The 20,912-nt window shown below is 35.8% G+C and carries 17 protein-coding genes; 15 read left to right on the top strand and 2 right to left on the bottom strand.

From position 1 onward, the window contains the following. Nucleotides 1-180 precede the first annotated feature (180 nt). The 11 genes from ACQV2G_RS07245 (at nucleotide 181) to rlmH (ending at nucleotide 14,170) form a co-directional block, all read left to right on the top strand. On the top strand, nucleotides 181-1,578 hold the full coding sequence (locus ACQV2G_RS07245; protein ID WP_428874023.1) for a hemolysin family protein: 1,398 nt from the start codon (nucleotides 181-183) through the stop codon (nucleotides 1,576-1,578). Between the two features lie 70 nt (nucleotides 1,579-1,648). Next, the gene (locus tag ACQV2G_RS07240; RefSeq protein WP_428873979.1) at nucleotides 1,649-2,332 is read left to right on the top strand and encodes an O-methyltransferase; all 684 of its coding nucleotides are present in this window, start codon (nucleotides 1,649-1,651) and stop codon (nucleotides 2,330-2,332) included. Between the two features lie 150 nt (nucleotides 2,333-2,482). Then, on the top strand, nucleotides 2,483-3,187 hold the full coding sequence (gene yycF / locus ACQV2G_RS07235; protein ID WP_428873980.1) for a response regulator YycF: 705 nt from the start codon (nucleotides 2,483-2,485) through the stop codon (nucleotides 3,185-3,187). A gap of 11 nt (nucleotides 3,188-3,198) precedes the next feature. Beyond that, complete coding sequence (locus ACQV2G_RS07230; RefSeq protein ID WP_428873981.1) at nucleotides 3,199-5,049, top strand: ATP-binding protein; 1,851 nt, start codon at nucleotides 3,199-3,201, stop codon at nucleotides 5,047-5,049. Next, nucleotides 5,049-6,473, top strand: a complete 1,425-nt coding sequence (gene yycH, locus ACQV2G_RS07225) for a two-component system activity regulator YycH (protein ID WP_428876482.1) — start codon at nucleotides 5,049-5,051, stop codon at nucleotides 6,471-6,473. Before ACQV2G_RS07230 ends, yycH begins: the two co-directional genes overlap by 1 nt. A 26-nt stretch (nucleotides 6,474-6,499) precedes the next feature. After that, nucleotides 6,500-7,387, top strand: a complete 888-nt coding sequence (gene yycI / locus ACQV2G_RS07220; protein ID WP_428873984.1) for a two-component system regulatory protein YycI — start codon at nucleotides 6,500-6,502, stop codon at nucleotides 7,385-7,387. 131 nt (nucleotides 7,388-7,518) lie between these two features. Then, the gene (locus tag ACQV2G_RS07215; protein WP_428875122.1) at nucleotides 7,519-9,315 is read left to right on the top strand and encodes a DUF2207 family protein; all 1,797 of its coding nucleotides are present in this window, start codon (nucleotides 7,519-7,521) and stop codon (nucleotides 9,313-9,315) included. A 19-nt stretch (nucleotides 9,316-9,334) separates the two neighbouring features. Beyond that, the gene (locus ACQV2G_RS07210; RefSeq protein WP_428876481.1) at nucleotides 9,335-11,254 is read left to right on the top strand and encodes a DUF2207 family protein; all 1,920 of its coding nucleotides are present in this window, start codon (nucleotides 9,335-9,337) and stop codon (nucleotides 11,252-11,254) included. A 34-nt stretch (nucleotides 11,255-11,288) separates the two neighbouring features. Then, nucleotides 11,289-12,179: an MBL fold metallo-hydrolase gene (locus ACQV2G_RS07205; RefSeq protein ID WP_428876480.1), complete on the top strand. Its 891-nt coding sequence runs from the start codon at nucleotides 11,289-11,291 to the stop codon at nucleotides 12,177-12,179. A gap of 115 nt (nucleotides 12,180-12,294) precedes the next feature. Further along, a complete protein-coding gene (locus ACQV2G_RS07200; RefSeq protein WP_428873988.1) occupies nucleotides 12,295-13,587 on the top strand; it encodes a S1C family serine protease in 1,293 nt (430 codons plus the stop codon). 103 nt (nucleotides 13,588-13,690) lie between these two features. After that, nucleotides 13,691-14,170 carry a 23S rRNA (pseudouridine(1915)-N(3))-methyltransferase RlmH gene (rlmH, locus tag ACQV2G_RS07195; protein ID WP_428874024.1) on the top strand — a complete coding sequence of 160 codons (480 nt, stop codon included), beginning with the start codon at nucleotides 13,691-13,693 and terminating at the stop codon, nucleotides 14,168-14,170. Between the two features lie 46 nt (nucleotides 14,171-14,216). Here the strand turns inward: rlmH and ACQV2G_RS07190 are convergent, their stop codons facing one another. Continuing rightward, entirely contained in the window at nucleotides 14,217-16,229 is a 2,013-nt protein-coding gene (locus ACQV2G_RS07190) for an acyltransferase family protein (RefSeq protein ID WP_428876479.1), read from the bottom strand. Between the two features lie 217 nt (nucleotides 16,230-16,446). On the opposite strand from ACQV2G_RS07190, the gene ACQV2G_RS07185 reads away from it, so the two are divergent. From ACQV2G_RS07185 to ACQV2G_RS07175, 3 genes are all read left to right on the top strand, one after another. Beyond that, nucleotides 16,447-17,655, top strand: a complete 1,209-nt coding sequence (locus ACQV2G_RS07185; RefSeq protein WP_428876478.1) for a LysM peptidoglycan-binding domain-containing protein — start codon at nucleotides 16,447-16,449, stop codon at nucleotides 17,653-17,655. A 136-nt stretch (nucleotides 17,656-17,791) separates the two neighbouring features. Beyond that, nucleotides 17,792-18,448 carry a phosphate signaling complex protein PhoU gene (gene phoU / locus ACQV2G_RS07180; RefSeq protein WP_428873991.1) on the top strand — a complete coding sequence of 219 codons (657 nt, stop codon included), beginning with the start codon at nucleotides 17,792-17,794 and terminating at the stop codon, nucleotides 18,446-18,448. A gap of 124 nt (nucleotides 18,449-18,572) precedes the next feature. Next, complete coding sequence (locus ACQV2G_RS07175) at nucleotides 18,573-19,055, top strand: LURP-one-related/scramblase family protein (RefSeq protein WP_428873993.1); 483 nt, start codon at nucleotides 18,573-18,575, stop codon at nucleotides 19,053-19,055. Between the two features lie 54 nt (nucleotides 19,056-19,109). Here the strand turns inward: ACQV2G_RS07175 and ACQV2G_RS07170 are convergent, their stop codons facing one another. Continuing rightward, nucleotides 19,110-19,865 (bottom strand): class A sortase, encoded by a 756-nt coding sequence (locus tag ACQV2G_RS07170; protein ID WP_428873994.1) that lies wholly within the window; start codon nucleotides 19,863-19,865, stop codon nucleotides 19,110-19,112. A 211-nt stretch (nucleotides 19,866-20,076) separates the two neighbouring features. Here ACQV2G_RS07170 and lepB point away from each other — a divergent pair, with 211 nt between their 5' ends. Beyond that, complete coding sequence (gene lepB, locus ACQV2G_RS07165; protein ID WP_428873995.1) at nucleotides 20,077-20,694, top strand: signal peptidase I; 618 nt, start codon at nucleotides 20,077-20,079, stop codon at nucleotides 20,692-20,694. The last annotated feature ends 218 nt before the right edge of the window (nucleotides 20,695-20,912 follow it).

The following is a 20,912-nucleotide window of genomic DNA, read 5'->3' as shown; positions in this document are numbered from 1 at the left end:
ACAGAAGCTCCCTATTTTTATTTGTTTTATGTCACATATGTATTATCGTCTAACATCTCTCATAGTTTTTTAATAATTTGCTAGTTTCTATCCAGATAAAGTGTTGCTTTTTATATTGAAATTACCTATTATAAAAGTAGTCGAAATTTTTAGATGCATAAAGGAGAAATGAACTTAACTATGGACTCTTCGGAGAATTCACTGATAGCGCAATTAGTCTTAATTTTATGTTTAACCGCAATTAACGCTTTTTTCGCTGCAGCAGAAATTGCTTTTGTTTCAATTAACCAATCGAGAATGAGAACGTTAGCGGAAGAAGAGCAGAACAAAAAAGCACAACGAGTGCTGAGATTAATCGATAATGCAGATGATTTTTTAGCGACCATCCAAGTAGCAATTACTTTGGCAGGTTTCCTTTCATCTGCGTCAGCTGCAACAAGTTTTGCAGATTATATAGTAAGATGGATACCATTTTTTCCGGGTGCGAAGTCACTTTCAATAGTGATAGTAACGGTCTTGCTTTCTTATGTGACCTTGGTCTTGGGTGAGCTTTACCCTAAACAAATCGCTTTACAAATGCCTGACAAAGTAGCTATGGCTACTAGCGCCATTGTTGAATGGGTTCAAAAACTATTCACTCCATTTGTTGCCTTATTATCGGTTTCTACTGGCTTTTTAAAGCGGTTAACACCTATTGATTTCAATGCTGATAACGACCAGTTTACCCGTGAAGAAATGGTGGCTATTCTAACCCAAAGCCAACAAGAAGGAACAATCGATTTAGCGGAGTATTCAATGCTTGAAGGAGTCCTGTCGCTTGACTCTAAGCTTGCAAGAGAGGTCATGGTTCCACGGACCGACACACAAATGGTTGATATAGAAGATGAGTACGATGAAATTCTCACAACTATTTTAAATAGTCCTTTTTCACGTTTGCCTATTTATGAAGAAAGTAAAGATAATGTCATTGGTGTGCTCCATGTTAAGCAATTATTAAAAACGGCCAGTCAACAAGGTTTTGATCAGATTGATTTTTTAGAAATTGCTAACGATCCTCTATTTGTCCCTTCTACGGCCTATATTGATGACTTGCTGTTGGAATTCCGTCGAGAAGAGACCCATATGGCTATCTTACGAGATGAGTATGGTGGTGTCGAGGGAATCGTTACTCTTGAAGATTTAATTGAAGAAATAGTAGGTGATATCAATGATGAGTCCGATATTACCGCTTCTGTCGTTCGCAAGATCGATGATATGAATTATTACATTAATGGCGTTATGACCTTAGAAAAGTTCAATCATTATTTTGATGAGCACTTAGACTCAGAGGAAGTAGATACTATCGCTGGTTTGATGATTCAAGTGATTGGCTATGTACCAGATGATGACGAGCGTACATCAGTCAGAATGAATGACTATGTCTTAACGACCAGTAATGTTGAAAATGGAAGAATCCGTGGTATTCAAGTCACTCATGATTCAGCCTATGCTTTAGAAACAGATTATAGTCTCTATGAATTTGAGCACGATAGCGATCGTCGGGATAATGACTATGGTTTAGATACTGAAAAAAAATAAAACAAACCGCAGTGAACGAGTGAGTCAAAAGACCTTCTCGTTCACTCTTTATTTATAAGGAGATGAAAGTATGTTAAATGAAATGATGCATCGACCGGTAGTGATGGAATCCATCGTTCAATTTATGCGAGAGGGTCAATTGCCTTTTGAAGGACAAGTTGCAGAGATAGAAGCCTATGCTAACGAGAGAGGAATACCCGTCATTCCTCATGAAACAGCAAAGTTTATTGATTTTTTATGTGCAAGTCTTCAACCCCAGCGCATTTTAGAAATCGGAACAGCTATTGGTTTTTCTGCTAGTTTAATGGCTCAGCACTTACGAAATGATGGACACTTAACCACCATTGACCGCTACCCTGATATGTATGAAAGGGCAAAAGAAAATTTTGCTAAACAAGGGCTAAATAATCGTATTGAACTTCTTGAAGGAGATGCAGCAGACTTATTGCCCCAGCTAGATGAGGCTTATGATCTTATATTTATGGATTCCGCCAAGGCAAAATATATCGAATTTTTACCTGAGTGTATGCGTCTTTTGCGACTTGGAGGGATCTTGATTATTGACGATGTTTTTCAAGGAGGAACCATTTTACACGACGAAAAAGAGATTCCCAAACGGGTTCGTAAAATTCATCGTAAACTCAATGAGTTGCATCAAGTAGTTTTAACTTCCAAAGAACACCGTTCTTGTTTAATTCCTTTAGGAGATGGTTTGCTAATGATTCGTAAAGAATCAGATAAGATTGATTTTTAAAGCCAAAAACAAAGCAATTAAAAGTGTCGTATTTTGACTATTTACATGATAAAGGTATAATATGCATAGAAGAAAAAAGGAGTCGCAAGCTCAATAATAAACCCTTCCTCGTTAATTTTTTTATGAGAAGGAGATAAGGAGTGAAACAGCGTGAAATTAATTCTTGTTGTGGACGATGAGAAACCAATCTCAGACATCATTACATTTAATTTAAAAAATGAAGGATTTGAAGTAGAGACAGCTTATGATGGTGAAGAAGCTCTTGAAAAGTTTGCTGAAAAATCACCTGATCTCATTTTGTTAGATCTAATGCTCCCTAAAATTGAGGGACTCGAGGTGTGCCGTGAGATTCGAAAAACCAGTTCTGTGCCAATTATTATGTTAACCGCTAAAGACTCTGAAATCGATAAGGTTTTAGGCCTAGAGTTAGGTGCAGATGATTATGTGACAAAACCTTTTTCAAACCGTGAGTTGGTTGCTCGTGTTAAAGCTAATTTACGTCGAAATACTGTAAGAGAAGAAGAACTAGAAGCTGCTCAAAATAATGACATCGAAGTGGGAGACTTGATTATTCATCAAGATGCCTATATTGTTTCAAAAAATGGAGTTGAAATCGAGCTAACTCACCGAGAATTTGAATTGTTACATTACCTTTCTTTACATATTGGCCAAGTGATGACGCGTGAACATTTATTAGAAACTGTTTGGGGCTATGATTACTTTGGTGATGTTCGAACAGTGGATGTTACTGTAAGACGTTTACGTGAAAAAATTGAAGATTTACCAAGTCATCCGACCTATATTATCACCAGAAGAGGGGTTGGCTATTTTCTTAAGAACCCAGATCAAGAGTAGGGAGCAGTTTAATGAATCGTTCGTTTTTATGGATACAATCGATTTATGTGAAAATTCCCTTGCTATTTGTAGTGATTTTAGTAATCGTTTTTCAGTTTGTCAGTATCTATTTTATTGATCAGTTGGAAACACAGACCGTTACTGCAATGAAGGAACAGATAAATACGCAAATCGATTTTCTTACCAATAATGTTGTCCCCATTTTAGAAGATCAACAATTGACGACTGAAGACCGTAACCAGCGCCTAGAACAGGCGCTGGATTCTTTCAGTTCAACCTATTCCACTAAAATTCAAATTGTTAATTCACAAGACTATCTATTAGCTACTAATGACTTGGCTGAGCGTTCTTCGATTGGAACTCGCACGAATGATGAATTAGTCCGTAATGTTTTAATTAACCAACGTCCCTTAGAGGATGATTATTTCATTCGTTTTCAACAACCTTATCATGTGGTGAAGCCGATTCTTTCGAACAAGGGAGATCGAACCGTCATGCTAGGGGCTATTGCTGTGCAAACAGAAATGGACCGGATAAATGAACAAAGAGAGAAGGTAACAGATCTCTTTTTAAGAGCCATTTTAATTGCCATTTTAGCTGGTTTTATTTTAGCCTTTGTGCTTTCGCAAGGGATTACTACCCCGATTGAAAATATGCGGCAACAAGCTTTACGCATTTCGGAAGGAATATATGATTTTCCGGCTGAAGTCTTTGGACATGATGAAATAGGAGACCTTGCTGTAACCATTAATGACCTTGCTGTAAAAGTTAGAGATGCGCAAGAATCGACTGAATCGGAAAAGCAACGCTTAGATGGTGTTTTAAGACATATGACTGATGGCGTAATTGGTACCGATCGTCGAGGAAATATTCTCTTAGTAAATGATCGAGCCTTACTCTTATTAGACATGTATCAAAACGAAGCTGTAGGTCAGCCGATTTTAGAAACTCTAGGCATTAATGAAAATTATACCTTAGCTAAGTTTTTAAAAGGGGATCATGAGGTTTTGGTTAATCGCTTCGTCGATGGGATGAAGACGGTTTTAAAATGTGAGTTTTCAGTGATCAGGCGAGAAACAGGCTTTGTAACGGGCCTAGTTTGTGTGATTCAAGACGTTACTGAACAAGAGAAAAATGAACAAGAACGTCGTGACTTTGTTTCCAATGTTTCTCATGAATTAAGGACCCCGCTGACAAGTATCAAGTCTTATTCGGAAGCCCTAGTGGATGGAGCTTGGAAAGATGAAATGCTTGCTCCGGAGTTTCTTGAGGTTATACAATCCGAATCTAATCGCATGATTCGGATGATTGGTAATTTGCTAGATTTGTCTAAGCTAGATGGCGGTCAAGTGAAGCCAAACTTTGAATATATTGATTTTAAGCGTTTAGTTAACTATATCCTAGACCGGGCAGAGTTTACCTTAGAAAGTGAAGATAAACCTAAGTACCAAATTGTTCGTCATTTAACCTCAAAAGAAATTTATGTAGAAATAGATCAAGACCGTATTACTCAAGTGATTGATAACTTAATGAATAATGCGATGAAATACTCCCCTGATGGTAGTAAGATAATTGTAACCTTGGCGGATTATCGTGACCATGTTGTATTTAGTGTGAAAGACTCAGGCCTAGGAATTCCGCAAAAAGATCTTCCCTATCTGTTTGATCGTTTTTACCGAGTAGACAAAGCACGTTCGCGCCAACAGGGAGGTACTGGATTGGGGTTAGCCATTTCTAAAGAAGTAATTGAACTTCATGGCGGTAAAATTTGGGTTAAAAGTGAAGAGAATAAAGGTTCAATATTCCTTTTCTCTCTTCCATATACTGAGCTTGAGTTCGAAGATGATTGGGAGGATGCCTAATGAAAAAACGAATTTGGATTTCAGTTTCTTTAATAGTGGCTATTCTCATAAATATTGTTTTTTCTTATTTTCTAATTAATAATCAAGCTTTTAAAATGCTTTATCAAAAATATGCTGATTTACCTAAGTCAGATATGCAGATAGGTGAGGTAACGATTGATCAACCCTATTTTCAAACGCATCAGTTAGAACTTACCGACTTGGTCGCCCCTTACCAACTTATTATTAAAAATGAAGGTAAGTACTATCATGCTTATCAATCTCAAGTTCTTCAAGAAGTTCATAAACTAACTGATGAGCCCATCACTGTGCTAGTGGATAATCAACCACAAATTGATCCGATTCAATTGGATGAGATCATGGGCGAAGATCATATCCAATTTATCTATTTGACAAAAATTTCGCTACTTTTATTAGAAGATATGGTCGAAATACCAGAGGGTGCATCTACTCAATTCAAGGTCAACCGTGTCATCCTTCCCGTTGAAAAGCCAGGAAAAGTTTATTTTGTAGATTCTGTCAATAAATCCTTCTTGGAAGGGAGAATTAGACGATCGATAGATATTGAGCAATTGTTTGCCGCTATTGCTACAGGATCTGCTGATCGAATTGAAATGGCTGAATATGAGATTAATCGAGACACAGTGTATCTGCCTAAAGAATCCTTAGCTTCTCCAAGTCAAGTGTATTCTCTTGAAAAAGTACCTGAAAATTATTTTATTGATCCAGTATTTGAAGGAGCTAACTTTGATATTACTCAACCCGACTTAAATAATGTGCGTTCTTATCATACTTATAATAGTAGTTTGATGATTGATGATGACACCAATATTATGACTGTAAACCATCATAATAATCAAATTAACGGTCTTTTAAGGAGTGAAGAGGATTTAGTAACGCAAAAGGATTTAGTAACGCAAAAGGATTTATTGCAAAAAGGCTTAGAATTAGCTGAGCGGTTTAATTATTGGGGGGAAGATGTAAGAGTCTTTTCTGAGCAAAATAACCAGTTGATTTTGCGTCGCTTTTTAGCAGGGATGCCTATCTTTTCAGATCCTACTTTACCGGATTATGGAGCAAGCAAATTGAGATTCACTTCGCAACGCAGTCAATTAAAATTAGAAAAGTTACAAATGTCTTTAGTGATTTTAGGTGTAAACATTTCAGATTTATCTTCACCTCAGCTTGTTGAATCAGGAGCAGAAATTGCTGAGCTTTTAGAAGAACAGAATCTCAAATTCTCAAAATTTAATCAAATTATTTTAGGCTTCGAATGGCAAAAAGATATGGAAAACTTCAAGAAAGTGAATTTGGTACCAAAGTGGTTTTTTGTAGTAGGGACTCAAGTCTATTCGATTGATCAATTAAAAGATGGCAGTCTACGCATTATGCTGCAGCAAAGAGACGCCAGGACCAATGCTTAGCTGACTGAGGATAGAAGGGAGAAAAAATGGATTTCAAAAGGATACAAATTATATTGCTTGTTTTCTTTGTAATTTTTGATATGTTTTTAGCCTATCTCCTAGTAGAGCGCGGAGCATTTGGTCTCAACTTTCAAGACCCGACAGCTCAAATTAATCCCGTTCAGGAAATGAAAGATCGGGGAATTAAATTCAAGGATGCTGTTGAATTGAACGATAATGCTCCTGAATTGGCAGTGTTAAAAAACACCCCTAACAATGAATTGTGGAGTAAAAGACAACAATTACAAAATCAAATTGTTTCACTTGATCCAGATGGCGTCTTGGTTAGTGAATTCTCAAGTCCGGTCGAATTAGACATTTCTCTTGGAGAGGAAACATACAGTTTAACTAATGAAGATTTTGCATGGATTCATGAAAACATCTTAAAAGACCCTACTTACTTTATTAATGGAGAATTTTATTTAAATCATTGGTATTCTCCGCAAGAGCGAATGATTATCATTCGGATGGTGACTAAAAAAGGGGGAAGTTTAGAAGATTCTTCCATGAAATCGGCAGTACCAATTTCTGATGGAACAGCAGAGATTCGTATTTTATTAGATGAAAATTATGACATGATTTCTTATATGCAGACCTATCAAGAGCCTTTTGTACGTTTAGAAGATCAAAGACAATTAATCTCAACCAATGAGGTAATTGCTGTTGTAGAAAACCGAATTGATACCACCTTGCCCAACGATGCTGAAATAGTTTCAATGACTTTAGGCTATTTTCGTTCAGTTGAAACCAAGCAATTTAATTTATATTTACCCGCTTGGGAATTAATCTACTATCGTAAAGAGAGTGGTCAGACGATCTCAGTATTAGTGGATGCTATTAAGGGTAATGTTGTTAACAAAAAACCCAAAAATTAAAAGATAACTTTTTAAAAATTAGTAGTGAAAGAGTAAAGGTGTGAGATATGAAGACTTATTTTTGTTTGCAGACATTACGAAAACACATAATTTATAGCATCATTCTTTCTGTTTTTCTAATTGGAGGAGTTTTGCATCATACAGTAATTGCTCAAGAAAATGCCTATGAAGTCAAAGAACAAAGCATTGAAGCGACAATAGATGCTAAAGGTAGGACCCAAGTACGTCTATATTATCAAATCCAGGCTGAGTATCTGAATCAATTAGAATTAAGTATTCCTACTGAAAATCAGAATTTATCGTCTTATCGAATGGGAATGATCGAAAAAGATCAATCCATTAATTATCTTGCTGAAACTTCTAGTGGAGTAGCAGGAAGCTATCAAATGACTCAAACCCCACAAGAAGCAAGGCTGATTATAAGCTATCCGGTTGTCAATGATACAGTGGAGTATATTATTGAATATGATTTGGAGCAATCAGTGACTAACTACCAAGATGGTGCTTATTTTGAAGGAAGCTGGATTCCTTTAGTCGATACAGCCAAAGAAAGAAAAAGCCAACTGAAGTTGATGATGTCTTTTGCTGGCTTGATTGAGGAGGAAGCACTTTCTTATTGGTTACAAGGAGGAAAAGTAGAAAACAGCGAAATGCTTAATCAAGAAGGTCAAACCACTTTTACTTTGAATCTTTTCATCAATCACCCTACAGAGAATAATGACCTTCTTTCTCTTCATATGTTTTTCCCTAAATCGGTTACTCCCAATAATACCAATATAATCGATATTAAAGGGAAACAATCGATTGAAATTAGAGAAGCTCAAATTCAAAAAGATATCGCTGATCAAGTTAAACAAAAGGAGTATCAATTATTATTAAGAACCTTCTTAGCCATTCTTATTCCTCTTATTGCGACCCTCTTTCTTTATCGTAGCTACCAATTAAATAAAAAGAACGACACAATTCCCATGGTTGAGAAGACTAGATTAGGAATGATACCTGAACCGATGGATGTTTGTTTGATTAATGCGGTTGTTTATGATCAAGCCCCTGGGTCTAATGAGTTAGCGGCTAGTCTGTTAGAATTAGGAAGAAAAGGGTATTTGAAGATTCTTCCGGTTAGAATGAAAAATAGGAGTCACAGTCGAATAAGAAGCGGTTACACTCTGGCTTTTCAATTGTTAGAAGACCGATCAAGATACACCCACCTTCCGAGCCATGAACGCTATGCATTAGAGTTAATTAGCTTAAGTATGAAGGAAGGAGCAGTCATAACTTTAGAAGAAATTATTGTAAAAATTCGCCAACAAAAACAAATAAAGAAGAAATATCAAGATTTGTGGAAAAAATATACTGATGCCATTGAAGTGAAAAGTGTTTCAGCGGATCATTTAAAAAATAAACACAAAAATTTTTCACCTCTTTTAGCCATTGCCAGTAATGTTTTGACAGTCCTCTTTGCTATAGGAATTTCTTACGACATGTTTAATCAGCAAAGAAGTCAATGGTTAGTTTGGATTTTATTAGCGCTTGCAAGTATGCTCATTATTCAATTGGTCTTTCTTTTCTTATTAAGCAAGCAAAAAAAACATCAAAAATCAAATAATCAACAAAGACTCGTTTGGAATTTATTTAAGCAAGACTTACGTAACATCAATCAAATTGATTTAAGGCGATTTTCAACTATTGATCAGTGGGAGAAAATAGTGATCTATGCTGTCTGTTTAGATGAAACAACAACCATTCAACAAGCCTTTACCCATCACTTTGATATGGCAGACTTAGAGAAAGTTAGTAGAAGTCAAAATGCTGATTTTTATCGTGTCCGAGGGTCCGTTGCGAATATATTACAACCAGCTATTAAAGAATGGATTGAATTAATTGATCCTAAAGGCAACTGGTTACGTCGCTTTTCAGAAGGTGACTAGTAAAAGGGGAGGTATTTTAATGTTTAAGCATTTCCTTCAAAAAATCTTGGTTTTTGTAGTCACACCGTTTTGTATTTTCGCTTGTCCATTAAACCCAATAATAAGTGCACAAGAAGATGATTTTTCAATTACTGAGCAATTCATTAATGCCAAGGTAATGGAAGATGGAAGCGTTGAATTTACAGATTATCAATATTATGATGCAAATTTTATGAACGGTGTCTTATTTGATTTAGATCATGAGGGCTATCAACTTTCAAACTTTTCGGTTGGCGTTAGTGAGGATAGAGAAAGCTCTATTGAGATTTTAGACATAGCAGACAATGAAAATAAAGGGACCTATCAAATGCATGAAGAAAACGGTAGACTTACAAGTAAGATCTTTTATCCCTTAGAAAAAGAAGGCAGGTATTTTGTTTTTCAATATACCCTCGAACAATTAGTCACCAATTATCAGGACACTGCAGAGTTCCTTAGAAAATTTGGGCGCTCAGATTTTACAACAGATGTTCAAATTCGCATTGAACTGCCACAAAAAGCTGAAACTAAAGAAGAGGTTCGTGCATGGGGTTATGGGGCTCCTCAAGGGGAAGTGAAAATTGTTGAAGAAGACCAAAAAACAGTTGTCTATCTAGACGTTCCTCAGCGCACTGCCAGTCAGTTTGTTGAAGGACAGATTGTGTTTCCTAAGGAGTGGACCTCCCTTAACTCGAATAAGATCGATGAAAAGCGATTAGACCAACTCTTAGCAGCTGCCCAAGCTCAAGTCGAAAAAGATGCTCAAAATGTAAATCAAATGAAAATGATTGCCTATATAATGGCTATACTTGGGTCAGTCGGACCGCCTTTATTGCTTTTAATTAGTTTAATGAAATATCGTCATCAATCGAAGCAGTTAAATCCTCACCCCGTTTATGTACCAGATTATTTTTATGATCTACCTGAAGCTACCACACCTGGTCAGATGGCAACTAAATATCTTCGTGAATGGCCAAATGAAGATGACTTTGTTGCGACCCTTTTACACTTAGTTCAAAAAGGTTGGTTGAAAATAGAGGCCCTACCAGGTAAGAAACAGTCTGCTGAGACTGTAAAGATTATTCCTCTTTACTGGGGTCCGGATTATCCTGAGGGTATATTAGAGCATGAGAAATTTGTTTGGGATTACTTTACTCAAGCAAATGAAGGAGCGGGTGTTACTTTAGCACAATTAGACCAGTTAGCTGAAGATAATCCTTCATTTCGTAAGAAACAATATCGTTATTGGTTACGATTTAAAAATAAATTAGCAGTAGAAGGTGAACAATTTTTAGGCCAAGCCTTAGCTGAAACACGAAAGATTGAAATGGCCAATAATACAGCTCTTATTTTAATAATTGGTGGAATTATTATTAATTTACTCTTTCTATATAGTTTGGATATCGCTCGGTTATTACCAATGAAACTAATCGGGGTGATTATCGGAATTGGAACAGTCTTATCAGTTGGACTATACATCTATATGCGAATAATCATGAAAAAACGACCACTTATGACCACCGAACAACAAGAAATGAGGGATAAATGGCGTGCTTTCAGCAAGATGTTAAAAGATATTGGGCGTTTTAATGTTAGAGAAATTGCCTCTTTACCTCTTTGGGAAGAATATTTGGTCTTTGCAACTAGTTTAGGAGTAGCGGACAGGGTTGTTAAAGCGATTGAAATGGAGTTTAAGCCGAGTGAAATTCATGCCCAAGAGCACAGGCCCTATACATTGGCGCACCCATACCTCTATGGGTCTTTATTCCGTAATCAAGTGACTCAAACTATTCATTCTGTTTCCCCTCAAACAACAGCTCAAGGTGGTTTTGCAGGGAATAATAAGGGTGGATTCGGAGGTGGTTTCTCTGGCGGATCGATGGGTGGCTCCGGCGGTGGAACTTTCTCTGGAGGATTTTAGGTAAGTGTGTAGAACGGAACAGGAGTGAACGCAAATGAAAGAAGCAAAGTTAAAATTTGAGCAACAATTATATACCAACTATCAAAGTCAAACGGCTAAAGAAAAGATAGAAGATATTTCAGCTCAACGGACTGATTTAAGCTTCTCAATTTTAGCAAGTGGCTCAACTGGCAATTGCACTTATATTGAATCGGGCCAAAAAAGATTTCTAGTTGATGCAGGCTTAAGTGGGAAAAAAATTGAGGCTTTATTTAAACAAATCGATCGAGACCTTAATCTAATCGATGCTATCTTCGTCACTCATGAGCACAAAGATCATATTCATGGGGTGGGAGTTCTTTCTCGACGGTACAATCTTCCTATATATGCTAATAGAGAAACTTGGAAGGCCATGGATCGAATGATTGGTGAGATTGCTCCAGAAAACAAACAGTATATTGAACCGGAGACCATGTTACAATTGGGTGATATTGATATTGTGAGTTATAATGTGAGTCACGATGCAGCCCAACCACAGTTTTATGCCTTTCAAAAAGGCAATAAACAATTTGTAATGTTGACGGATACAGGTTATGTTTCCGATCGATTGCGCAGTCAACTTAGGAATGCGGATGCCTATTTAATAGAGGCTAATCATGAAATTGAACTTTTGAGATATGGTCCTTATCCTTGGTCTGTAAAACAACGTATTCTTAGTGATAAAGGTCATTTATCTAATCAAGATGGAGCACTAGCTATCCGAGACTTAATGGGATCCAAAACCAAAGATATCTACCTCGGACATTTAAGTCAGGATAATAATACCAAAGAATTAGCCATGTTAACGATGGAAGACACTTTACAAGCTTATGATGTGGATACTGTAAGGGATTTAAAACTTCATATGACAGATCCAATTAAGGCCACACCTATTAAAAAAATATAAACAGATCTCAAATTTCTACAATTCACTTTAAAATTAACGATGATAATTCATACTTTCTTAAAAAAACAGTGTTATAGTTCATTCTGTAAGTATAATAGAAAGGACGTATAGTAAAATGAGAGAAGAATATAATCAAAATGATGGCACAAAACGTTGGCGTAAAATATTTGTGGGTCTTTCAGGCATGACTCTATCATTATTATTGGCAGGTAGTTTGAGTTTTAATAATGATTTTTCGGCCTTTTCACAAGAACCCTCTCAGGTGGAAAGCACCATTAAAACTGCCGACTCTGTTCAACTACCAGAAAATGAACAGAATATGGTAGACACAGTGGATCAGGCAAGTGAGGCAGTGGTGTCCATTGCAAACATGCAAAAAAGTTATCAAGGATTAGATCCTTTTTGGGAATATCAATATAACCAATACTTCATACCAGATGAAGAAGATCAAGATTTGCAAGTGATTGGAGAAGGGTCAGGAGTTGTCTATCGCATAGATGGCGATAAAGCATACATTGTTACCAATCATCATGTAATTGAAGGAGCAGATGCTTTAGAAGTTCGTTTAAAAAATGGTGAAACTGTCAAAGCAGAAATTATTGGAAGTGATGCCTTAAGTGATTTAGCTGTAATAACAATTGATGCTTCTGCAGCAAGTAAATCCTTAGAATTTGCTGATTCTGATAATGTTCAAGTTGGACAAGTCGCTATTGCAATTGGTTCACCCTTAGGTAGTGAGTTTGCAACATCAGTAACTAAAGGGATTGTTTCTGGTTTAGATCGATCTGTGCCAGTGGATTTAAATGGCGATGGTGTACCAGACTGGGATATGAGTTTACTGCAAACGGATGCGGCCATCAACCCTGGTAATTCAGGAGGAGCCCTTTTAAATTCTGCCGGCCAATTAATTGGAATTAATTCAAGCAAACTATCAGCGACCGATGTCGAAGGAATGGGCTTTGCCATTCCATCTTCAGATGTAGTGGATATTATTGGCCAACTTGAGAAAAACGGCGAAGTCGTTAGACCTGTATTGGGCATCCGTTATACTAGCTTGAGATTAGTCCATCCAGATTATCGCACCCAAGTAATGGGCTTGAATGATGAAGATGTAAAGGGGGCCTTTATCCGTGAAGTAGAACCTGAAGGGTCTGCTGCTAAAGCTGGTCTTAAAGAGTACGACTTGATACGTGCTATTGATGGCAAGGAAATAGAGACGATTAATGACTTGAAAAAATTCCTTTATGAATATAAAGTTGGCGATAAAGTGAAATTATCTATCCGCCGTGCTAAAGAAGACATGGAGATAGAAATCACTTTAGAAGCAGCGGTTGAAAACCCGACAGAAATTCAGCCTTTCCCATCCGAAGAAGAGTCTGAAGAATCGAATAGTGCAGTTCCTTACTAGTTTATCCACAAACATACAGGCTTATCCACAGCATTTAAAATAAACTGTGGATAAGTCTTTGTTTTATTAACAGTTATCCACCTAATGAAAGGAGTAAGGAATGATACGTGTTGATATAATCTGTGTGGGCAAAGTCAAAGAAAAATACATTAAAGCAGGAATGTCTGAATATCTCAAAAGATTGTCAGCTTATGCAAAGGTTTCAATTCATGAAGTAGCCGATGAATCAACTAAAGAGCAAATGACTGACACGGAGGTTGAACAGCTTTTAGAACAAGAGGCTGAGCGCATAGAGAAGAAATTAAATAAACAAAGTAAAGTTTTTGTTTTAGCTATTGAGGGAGACTTAATATCATCAGAGGATTTAGCTGAATCAATCAATCAATTTGCTACTTATGGACACTCGCACATTAGTTTTATTATTGGCGGGTCTTTAGGATTGGCTGAACGATTAAAAAAAACAAGTGATAAAGCTATCTCATTTGGTAGAATAACGCTTCCTCATCAGTTGATACGACTAGTTTTAATTGAACAAATCTATCGAGCTTTCCGCATTTTAAACAATCATGCCTATCATAAATAAGTACAAAAAACCTCAGATGGCTAGTTTCCATCTGAGGTTGAATGTATTAAAGCCGATTTTGATAGACTGTTTTAGCCAATTCTAAAAGATAAAACTCCGCACCTTCCACACTTGGGTGAATAGCGTCTTCTCGAAAATATTCCGGATGACCTGTTGAGATAGCTCGCCAATCAACTAAATGAACATTAGAGTATTTTTGAGTAAGTGTTTGAATCACTTGATCAATTTGATCTAAAAATTCGATGTCAGAGTTTGAGTTAACTAAGTATATTTCTCGCTCACCAGCCATCTTTATCAATTTTTCAACGGCCGGAACATCCAAACCCCCGTTAGTTCCTAAGTTAACGACTAAGTTTTCCTTCACTAAACCCTGGTCTATAAGCGCTTGGAATTTATCGTAAGATGTCCAAATGTTTAAACTAACATAACCAAATGCATTAGCCTGATCAAAAAATGTGTTAATATTAGCTCCAATAAATTGAGCCACTGAATCACCGAATAATGTGACTGGAAGGTCATTAGCATAGAGTATTTCTTGCGGGCTGAGGATAGTTGCCAGCTTAGGAAATTGCTGTTGAATTTCTTCGAATCTTTGTCTTTTTTCTTGAGAAAGACTGGCAATCTGATTTAAGATAGAGTCTTTTTGGATAGATTGTATGACTTTATCCGCTAGTGTTGTTTGGTTGATGGAATATGAAAAATTACTAGCTGCTAGTTGATCAAAATCATTTAAACGTTTTTGAGATTTTTTAAATGACTGATCCACTTTATAATAAGGACTAAATGGATTGGGATTGGTAGCGTAGATTCCATATTGGAGATCAAATAAAGCTAGTGGTATATGATTATCACTTCGAAGCAGGCCAATCAAACTAGAAATTATTAAAAAAAGATAGCTTGTTGCAAAGGCAAAATCTTTTTTGTTGCTATTTGGGAAATGTAAATATCTTTTAACCCAGTAGAGCTTCCTTCTTAGGCTGATTTTGTTTGAGAAGAGTATATGGAAACGATTAGACTCAAAAATATAATAAAAAATAGAAGAAAAAAGGATAATTGAGCATAGGCCGATTAATTTTAAAATATTCATGTGATTAGCAAATAAACGTTGAAAACTAAAAGTGACAACTAATAAAGGATAATAGCAAAGATATATACTATAAGATCTTCTACCTAACCAAGTGAAAATTTTGTTACCTAATAACTTTTCAAAAACGATGAATTTCTGCCCAGCACCTAAAATAAATAGGGCAGTAAATAAATTAGAATAAGGAAGTCCTAATAAATAGCCTGCTGCTTCTTGATCGGATTGAGAAAGAAACTGAATAAGCAATAGAATTAGAGCTATTATCACGATAAAGAAGTAATGGATCCTTAATTGTCGTCTTTGAAGTTCTTCAACTGTTTCTTGGATTACTAGAATAAGGTAATAAGTCGCTATCCCTATCGCAAAAGAAGCATACCGCGTTTGAAAACTATAATAAATGTTTGAGGGATCCTTTTGATAGGAATAACCATTTGCAGTTAAGAAAGTACATAGACTAAAGATAAAGAGCCAAAATAGGCCTAAATAGATAGCAGGTAATTTTATTTTTTTGCTCAAGAAGACTAAGAGTCCAGTTATTAAAAAGGATTGGAGATAAACGGCTACATACCATAAGTGTGTTAAATAAGAAGTTACAGCCATATCCGTAAAGTAAGAGCGACCGTTTAGAATTTGAAAGTAATTATTGGCAAAAAGGAGACTAGCAAACAGTTCATTGCGCATAGACTTAAGTATGAGAGGGTTAAAAATTTGAAGGAAAAATAAAATTAATATAATTAACCACATCATCGGAAAGAACAAGCGTTGGACTGTTTTTTTGAAAAGAAAGAATAATGATTGCCAAGACTCTACCCTTTTATCTTGGTAAAGTTTTATGGTTAAAAAATAACCTCCTAAAACGAGAAAAAGATTGACTGCCAAAAATCCACCGGGGAAAATAGTTGGCCATAAATGATAGAGAATAATAAAAAGAATTGCAATTCCTTTAATACCATCAAACGATTTAATTCTAGCCATAATAACCCTCCTTTATTGATTTGTTGAAATAATTCTAGCATAAAAATTTGAAAGAAAGGTGAAATTTTACAAACAGATTACATAAAACGTCCTAATATGTTTGAGAGGTTACAGATCCAAATCAATTCTTTGATTTGACTGTTCAAAGCTTGTTTAAGAAAAGTAGTTGATTTAAACTACAATTACTTAAGAAAATAAACTATTGAGGTGTATATAAATGAAATTTAATAAGAAAGTGAGTTTAGGTGCTTCTCTAATGCTGATGCTTACGCCTGTGGCGATTACATCTGCTCAGAATTGGAATGCGCGCACGGTTGAAGAAATAAGTGCTGAACTAATGGTAGATGAAGATAATCAAATGACTTACATTGTTAAATATGGAGACACCCTTGGAGCAATTGCTGAAGCGATGGATATTGATTTAGCTTTTCTTGCTGAAGCTAACCAAATTGAAAATGTTAACCTTATTTACCCAAAAACAAAACTAGTCGCTCAATATGATATTAATCATAAAGCTGAAAAGTTAAACGTTGAAACATCCGCTGGGGAAACATTTGAAATGGACATTCCAGTCAGTCTAACTCCAGAAGTTGAAACTGAAGATCAAGCAGTTGTTCTTGAAGAAGAAGTTGTAGTTGAAGAGATCATTTTAAATGTCAGTGAAGCAGATGATTTTGATGTGGAAGAAGAGTTAGCAATAGCTGAAGAAACAGTCCAATTAGAAGAAGTTGCTGAATCATCTGAAGAGTTATTAAACGAGCTCCCTCTAGTAGAAGAAGTCTTAACTGACGAGGTCGTGGACAGGACTATTGAGGAAGTTTCAACTACTGGAGAAGTTACAGTAAACCCTGTAAGTGAAGAGGAAGTTATTGAAGCTGAAGAGCTTGAAGTTGAGACAACACAATCTAGTGCTGTTGAAATAGAAAGTGTTATTGAGGAAGTTGAACAACCACTAGCGTCAGAAGAGTTGACAAAAACAACAACAGCTATTCAAGAGGTCACTGAAGAAGTAGTAATAGTAGAAGAAGTGCCTGTTACTGAGAAAGTTGTAGAGGAAGTCATTGAAGAAGTAAGTAATGATTATACGACACCATCGACCTTAGCTGGTGTATCACAATCAGCGGCTAATTATGGTAGTCGAATTGCTAATCAATATGGAGTTGCTGCATACGGGCTAAGACCTGGAGATAGCGGAGACCATGGTAAAGGATTAGCTGTTGACTTTATGGTGCCCGTAGGTTCAGCATTAGGCGACCAAATCGCTGCAGATGCAGTAGCTAATATGGGTAATAGTAATATCGCTTATGTTATCTGGAAACAACAAATCTATGGCCATTGGACAGGCGGCCAATGGCAACAAATGGAAGATCGTGGTAGTGTGACACAAAACCATTATGACCACGTACATGTCTCATTTAATAACTAATTGATAATTAAAGTTCTCGCTATAATTAATGGTGAGAACTTTTTATTTTAAAAACAATTTAGGCAGTTTGACAAGCGCTTACAATGTTGTTATAATAAATAGATGATAAAATAAATTCTAGAAGGGAGGACAAAATATGCGAAAAATTTATATACAAGAATTACAAGGTTTGTTTAAAAAAATTAACCAAATGTTTGATTTAACGCAAAGTATTTTTGATAACACCCATCAAGCAGTTATTGCCTCAGATAATGAGCTTGCAGTTTCAACGCTTGAAATGAATGAGAAAATTAATGAATTATCTGTTGAATTAGAAAAAGATGCCTATCTTATAGTCGCTTTACAGCAACCCGTTGCAGCAGATCTTCGTTACATATTTGCATTGCTAAATACTAGTGTTGAACTGAAGCGTATTGCAGAACATACTACTACAATTGCTAAACGTATCAAGCGAAATAAGCCTGATTTTTCAAATTATCAAGACGTGATGATTATTGTGAATCAAATGGTAGAACGTTTACAGTTAATGTTTGAACCATTAGCAGGTATCATCGAAAATGGTGATATTCAAGAGGCTAGTCAGATTGCCCTTATGGATAGCCAAATTGACAAACAGTATGATCTTGTTTTTGAAGAAGTTACTTTAAGAATGGCTACCAACGAAGATTGTATTCCAGCAGGAATCTTTACGATTGATTTAGTATCTAGTTTAGAACGTATAGGTGATTATATTACCAATATCTGTGAACATGTTTTATATTTAGAAACCGGTTCAACTGTATACTTAAATTAATTATTTTTACTTAGAGCAGAAAGATTCAGTAGGTCTCAAAAGACCTACTGTTTTTTTGATTATGTCTAATTAGGTGAGCAGAACTAGGTCCGTGTGATAAAATAAGAATAGGAGGAGGGATTTTATGAAGCTTTATATGAAACAAAAAATGTGGTCATTTAAACAAGATTTTGATATTTATGATCAAAATAAAAGCCCAATATATCGAGTAGATAGTAAATTAATTTCAATCGGTCGAAAAACAAAAATTCTTGATGTTCAATCAGGAAAAGTTTTATGTGAAGTTAATCAAAAAGTTTTATCACTTTTACCGACAGTCGATGTCATCCAAGAGGGTAAATTCTTTTGTCGAATTCATAAAAAATTTACCTTCTTTAAGCCTCAGTATGTGGTAAAAGGGGTAGATTGGGTAGTTGATGGCAGTATTTTTCAACATGATTACATGATTAAAGACTCTAAAAGACAGCCAATAGCTCGTATAAAGAAAAAGTTTCTTTCTTGGTCAGATACCTTTGAAATGGACATCCTAGCTGAAAGTGTAGATACAGTTTTGGTTTTAGCAACTATTTTAGCCATCGATTTAGCAATGGACTTAGATTCTAATTAATAAAAACTGCCTGCTCACTCCATTTATAAAGTGAATAGGCAGTTTAATTATTGCTTAAGTATTGTTAGCTATTTTTCTTTCAATTTTAAAAGCGTTCATCATTTCATTACTTGCATCGTCAATTGGAACTTTTTCCTTTAGTTTTCCTTGCACGATGATTCGGTTAACAAAATCCTGAGTACAAGTAACCAAGGTAACAATTGGTTCAGATGAAGGGTTTAGCACTTCAACGGCTGAAGGGTCTACTACTAAAATGGAAGAAATCTCATAAACATAGATATTATCTAAATCAGTCATATAAATTTTCTGTCCTTTTTTTGCGTCTTTAAGTGGAGAAAAAAGTAAAGATTGATCATACATGTGATGGCTAGCTAGGGCATAATTGGATTCACCCATTTTTTGATCAGCCGAGAGCGTTCCTGCTCCGAAGAACATGCCTTCATTAGATGTTCCTTTATTAATTGGTAAGTTAATCTTTAATTCAGGGATTGAAATTCCGCCAATAACGGGTAGGTCCTTAGGATTCACACTACTAGAAATAACGGTAAAAGGATCTACTTGTTGAATATCCTCGAAGTCAAAAGTGACATCTTTTTGTTGGTTAGCTAGAATTTGATCACGAGTCATATTAGAAATTTGAATATCATTGGTTTTATTTTGAATGAGGTAGTTCTTTAAGGGGTTCACTAATAAAAGCCCTAGTGCCACAATAATTAATAGAACACCGATAAGAGTTGAAAAAGAAAAACGACGTTTTCTTTTTTGGTGCATCCGGCTACGCGAAGGGCCAGGGTTAGGTTTACGATTCATTATTTATTCCTCCAATACTATCAACAAAGTAATTAAACTTATTTTAACATTTTTGAATGTCAAATAAAATAAAACAGCTCAAATAACACACTTAATTCATAATTTTCGAATTAAAATCATAATAGCATATTTTTTTACAAGAATACCAATACAAGATGCATTTTTGGTGGAAAAGTTATAAAATAAGAAACAGAAAGTTTAGAGGTGACTTATGGAGAAGACAAAACGATTTTTTAAAGAGATTTTTTCTTGGTTAATATATATGGCTATTTGGTTAGCTGTATTATTTACCTTTTATCATTATGTTGCACAACCCTTTTCGGTAGATGGTTCCTCAATGGAACATACTTTGGAAGATGGCGAAAAGGTTTGGATGTGGAAACTATCAGATATCGAGCGTTTTGATGTTGTGATTTTCCCTCAACCTAATCCACTACCCGGTAAAGAACCCAAGCTTTATGTGAAGCGTGTGATTGGAGTTCCTGGCGATAAAATTGCTTATCAAGATGATCAGCTGATAATTAATGGACAGAGGGTGGATGAATTTTACTTAGATGAAAAGGCGCAAGAGTATCAAGCGAATGGTGGTGGAAACTTTACCGAAGATTTTGAAATGTATAAATATACAGGTGAAGATGTAGTTCCTGAAGGCAAGTTTTTTGTAATGGGGGATAATCGGCAAAATTCTGTTGATGGACGAACTTTTGGCTTGATAGACTCTGATTCGGTAATTGGTAAAGCTACTTTTATTTATTGGCCACTAAAGAATTTTGGTAAATTGCCTGATTACGATCTCAATTCTCAAGGTGATGCTATTGTTTTAGAATAACTTAGGCTTGTTTTTATTCCTTGATTCTTTATAATAAGAAGTGAAAATAGACTAGTAATTTGTAGATGGTCCCCAGCAAGAGGCAGAGGATGGAAGTGTCTCCCCACTCAGCAAATGAACCTACTATCTTATTGAAATCAGGTGGCTCCTTTATCGCCTTGAGTGGGCATTTTTAAGATGCAAATAAGGTGGTACCGCGGAGACTGACTGTGCTTCGT

Source organism: Facklamia sp. P12955 (assembly GCF_050409565.1).
Taxonomy (GTDB): Bacteria; Bacillota; Bacilli; order Lactobacillales; family Aerococcaceae; genus Facklamia.
Note: the sequence above shows the minus strand (reverse complement) of the source record. Positions and strands in the feature narration are given on the sequence as shown.

Bases quoted from the DNA above. Each gene is read 5' to 3' on its own strand.
- ACQV2G_RS07190 (WP_428876479.1), bottom strand. From the start codon at position 16,229: ATGGCTAGAATTAAATCGTTTGATGGTATTAAAGGAATTGCAATTCTT.
- ACQV2G_RS07230 (WP_428873981.1), top strand. From the start codon at position 3,199: ATGAATCGTTCGTTTTTATGGATACAATCGATTTATGTGAAAATTCCC.
- lepB (WP_428873995.1), top strand. From the start codon at position 20,077: ATGGAGAAGACAAAACGATTTTTTAAAGAGATTTTTTCTTGGTTAATA.
- ACQV2G_RS07185 (WP_428876478.1), top strand. From the start codon at position 16,447: ATGAAATTTAATAAGAAAGTGAGTTTAGGTGCTTCTCTAATGCTGATG.
- ACQV2G_RS07170 (WP_428873994.1), bottom strand. From the start codon at position 19,865: ATGAATCGTAAACCTAACCCTGGCCCTTCGCGTAGCCGGATGCACCAA.
- ACQV2G_RS07240 (WP_428873979.1), top strand. From the start codon at position 1,649: ATGTTAAATGAAATGATGCATCGACCGGTAGTGATGGAATCCATCGTT.
- phoU (WP_428873991.1), top strand. From the start codon at position 17,792: ATGCGAAAAATTTATATACAAGAATTACAAGGTTTGTTTAAAAAAATT.
- yycI (WP_428873984.1), top strand. From the start codon at position 6,500: ATGGATTTCAAAAGGATACAAATTATATTGCTTGTTTTCTTTGTAATT.
- ACQV2G_RS07200 (WP_428873988.1), top strand. From the start codon at position 12,295: ATGAGAGAAGAATATAATCAAAATGATGGCACAAAACGTTGGCGTAAA.
- ACQV2G_RS07205 (WP_428876480.1), top strand. From the start codon at position 11,289: ATGAAAGAAGCAAAGTTAAAATTTGAGCAACAATTATATACCAACTAT.
- ACQV2G_RS07175 (WP_428873993.1), top strand. From the start codon at position 18,573: ATGAAGCTTTATATGAAACAAAAAATGTGGTCATTTAAACAAGATTTT.
- ACQV2G_RS07210 (WP_428876481.1), top strand. From the start codon at position 9,335: ATGTTTAAGCATTTCCTTCAAAAAATCTTGGTTTTTGTAGTCACACCG.
- ACQV2G_RS07245 (WP_428874023.1), top strand. From the start codon at position 181: ATGGACTCTTCGGAGAATTCACTGATAGCGCAATTAGTCTTAATTTTA.
- yycH (WP_428876482.1), top strand. From the start codon at position 5,049: ATGAAAAAACGAATTTGGATTTCAGTTTCTTTAATAGTGGCTATTCTC.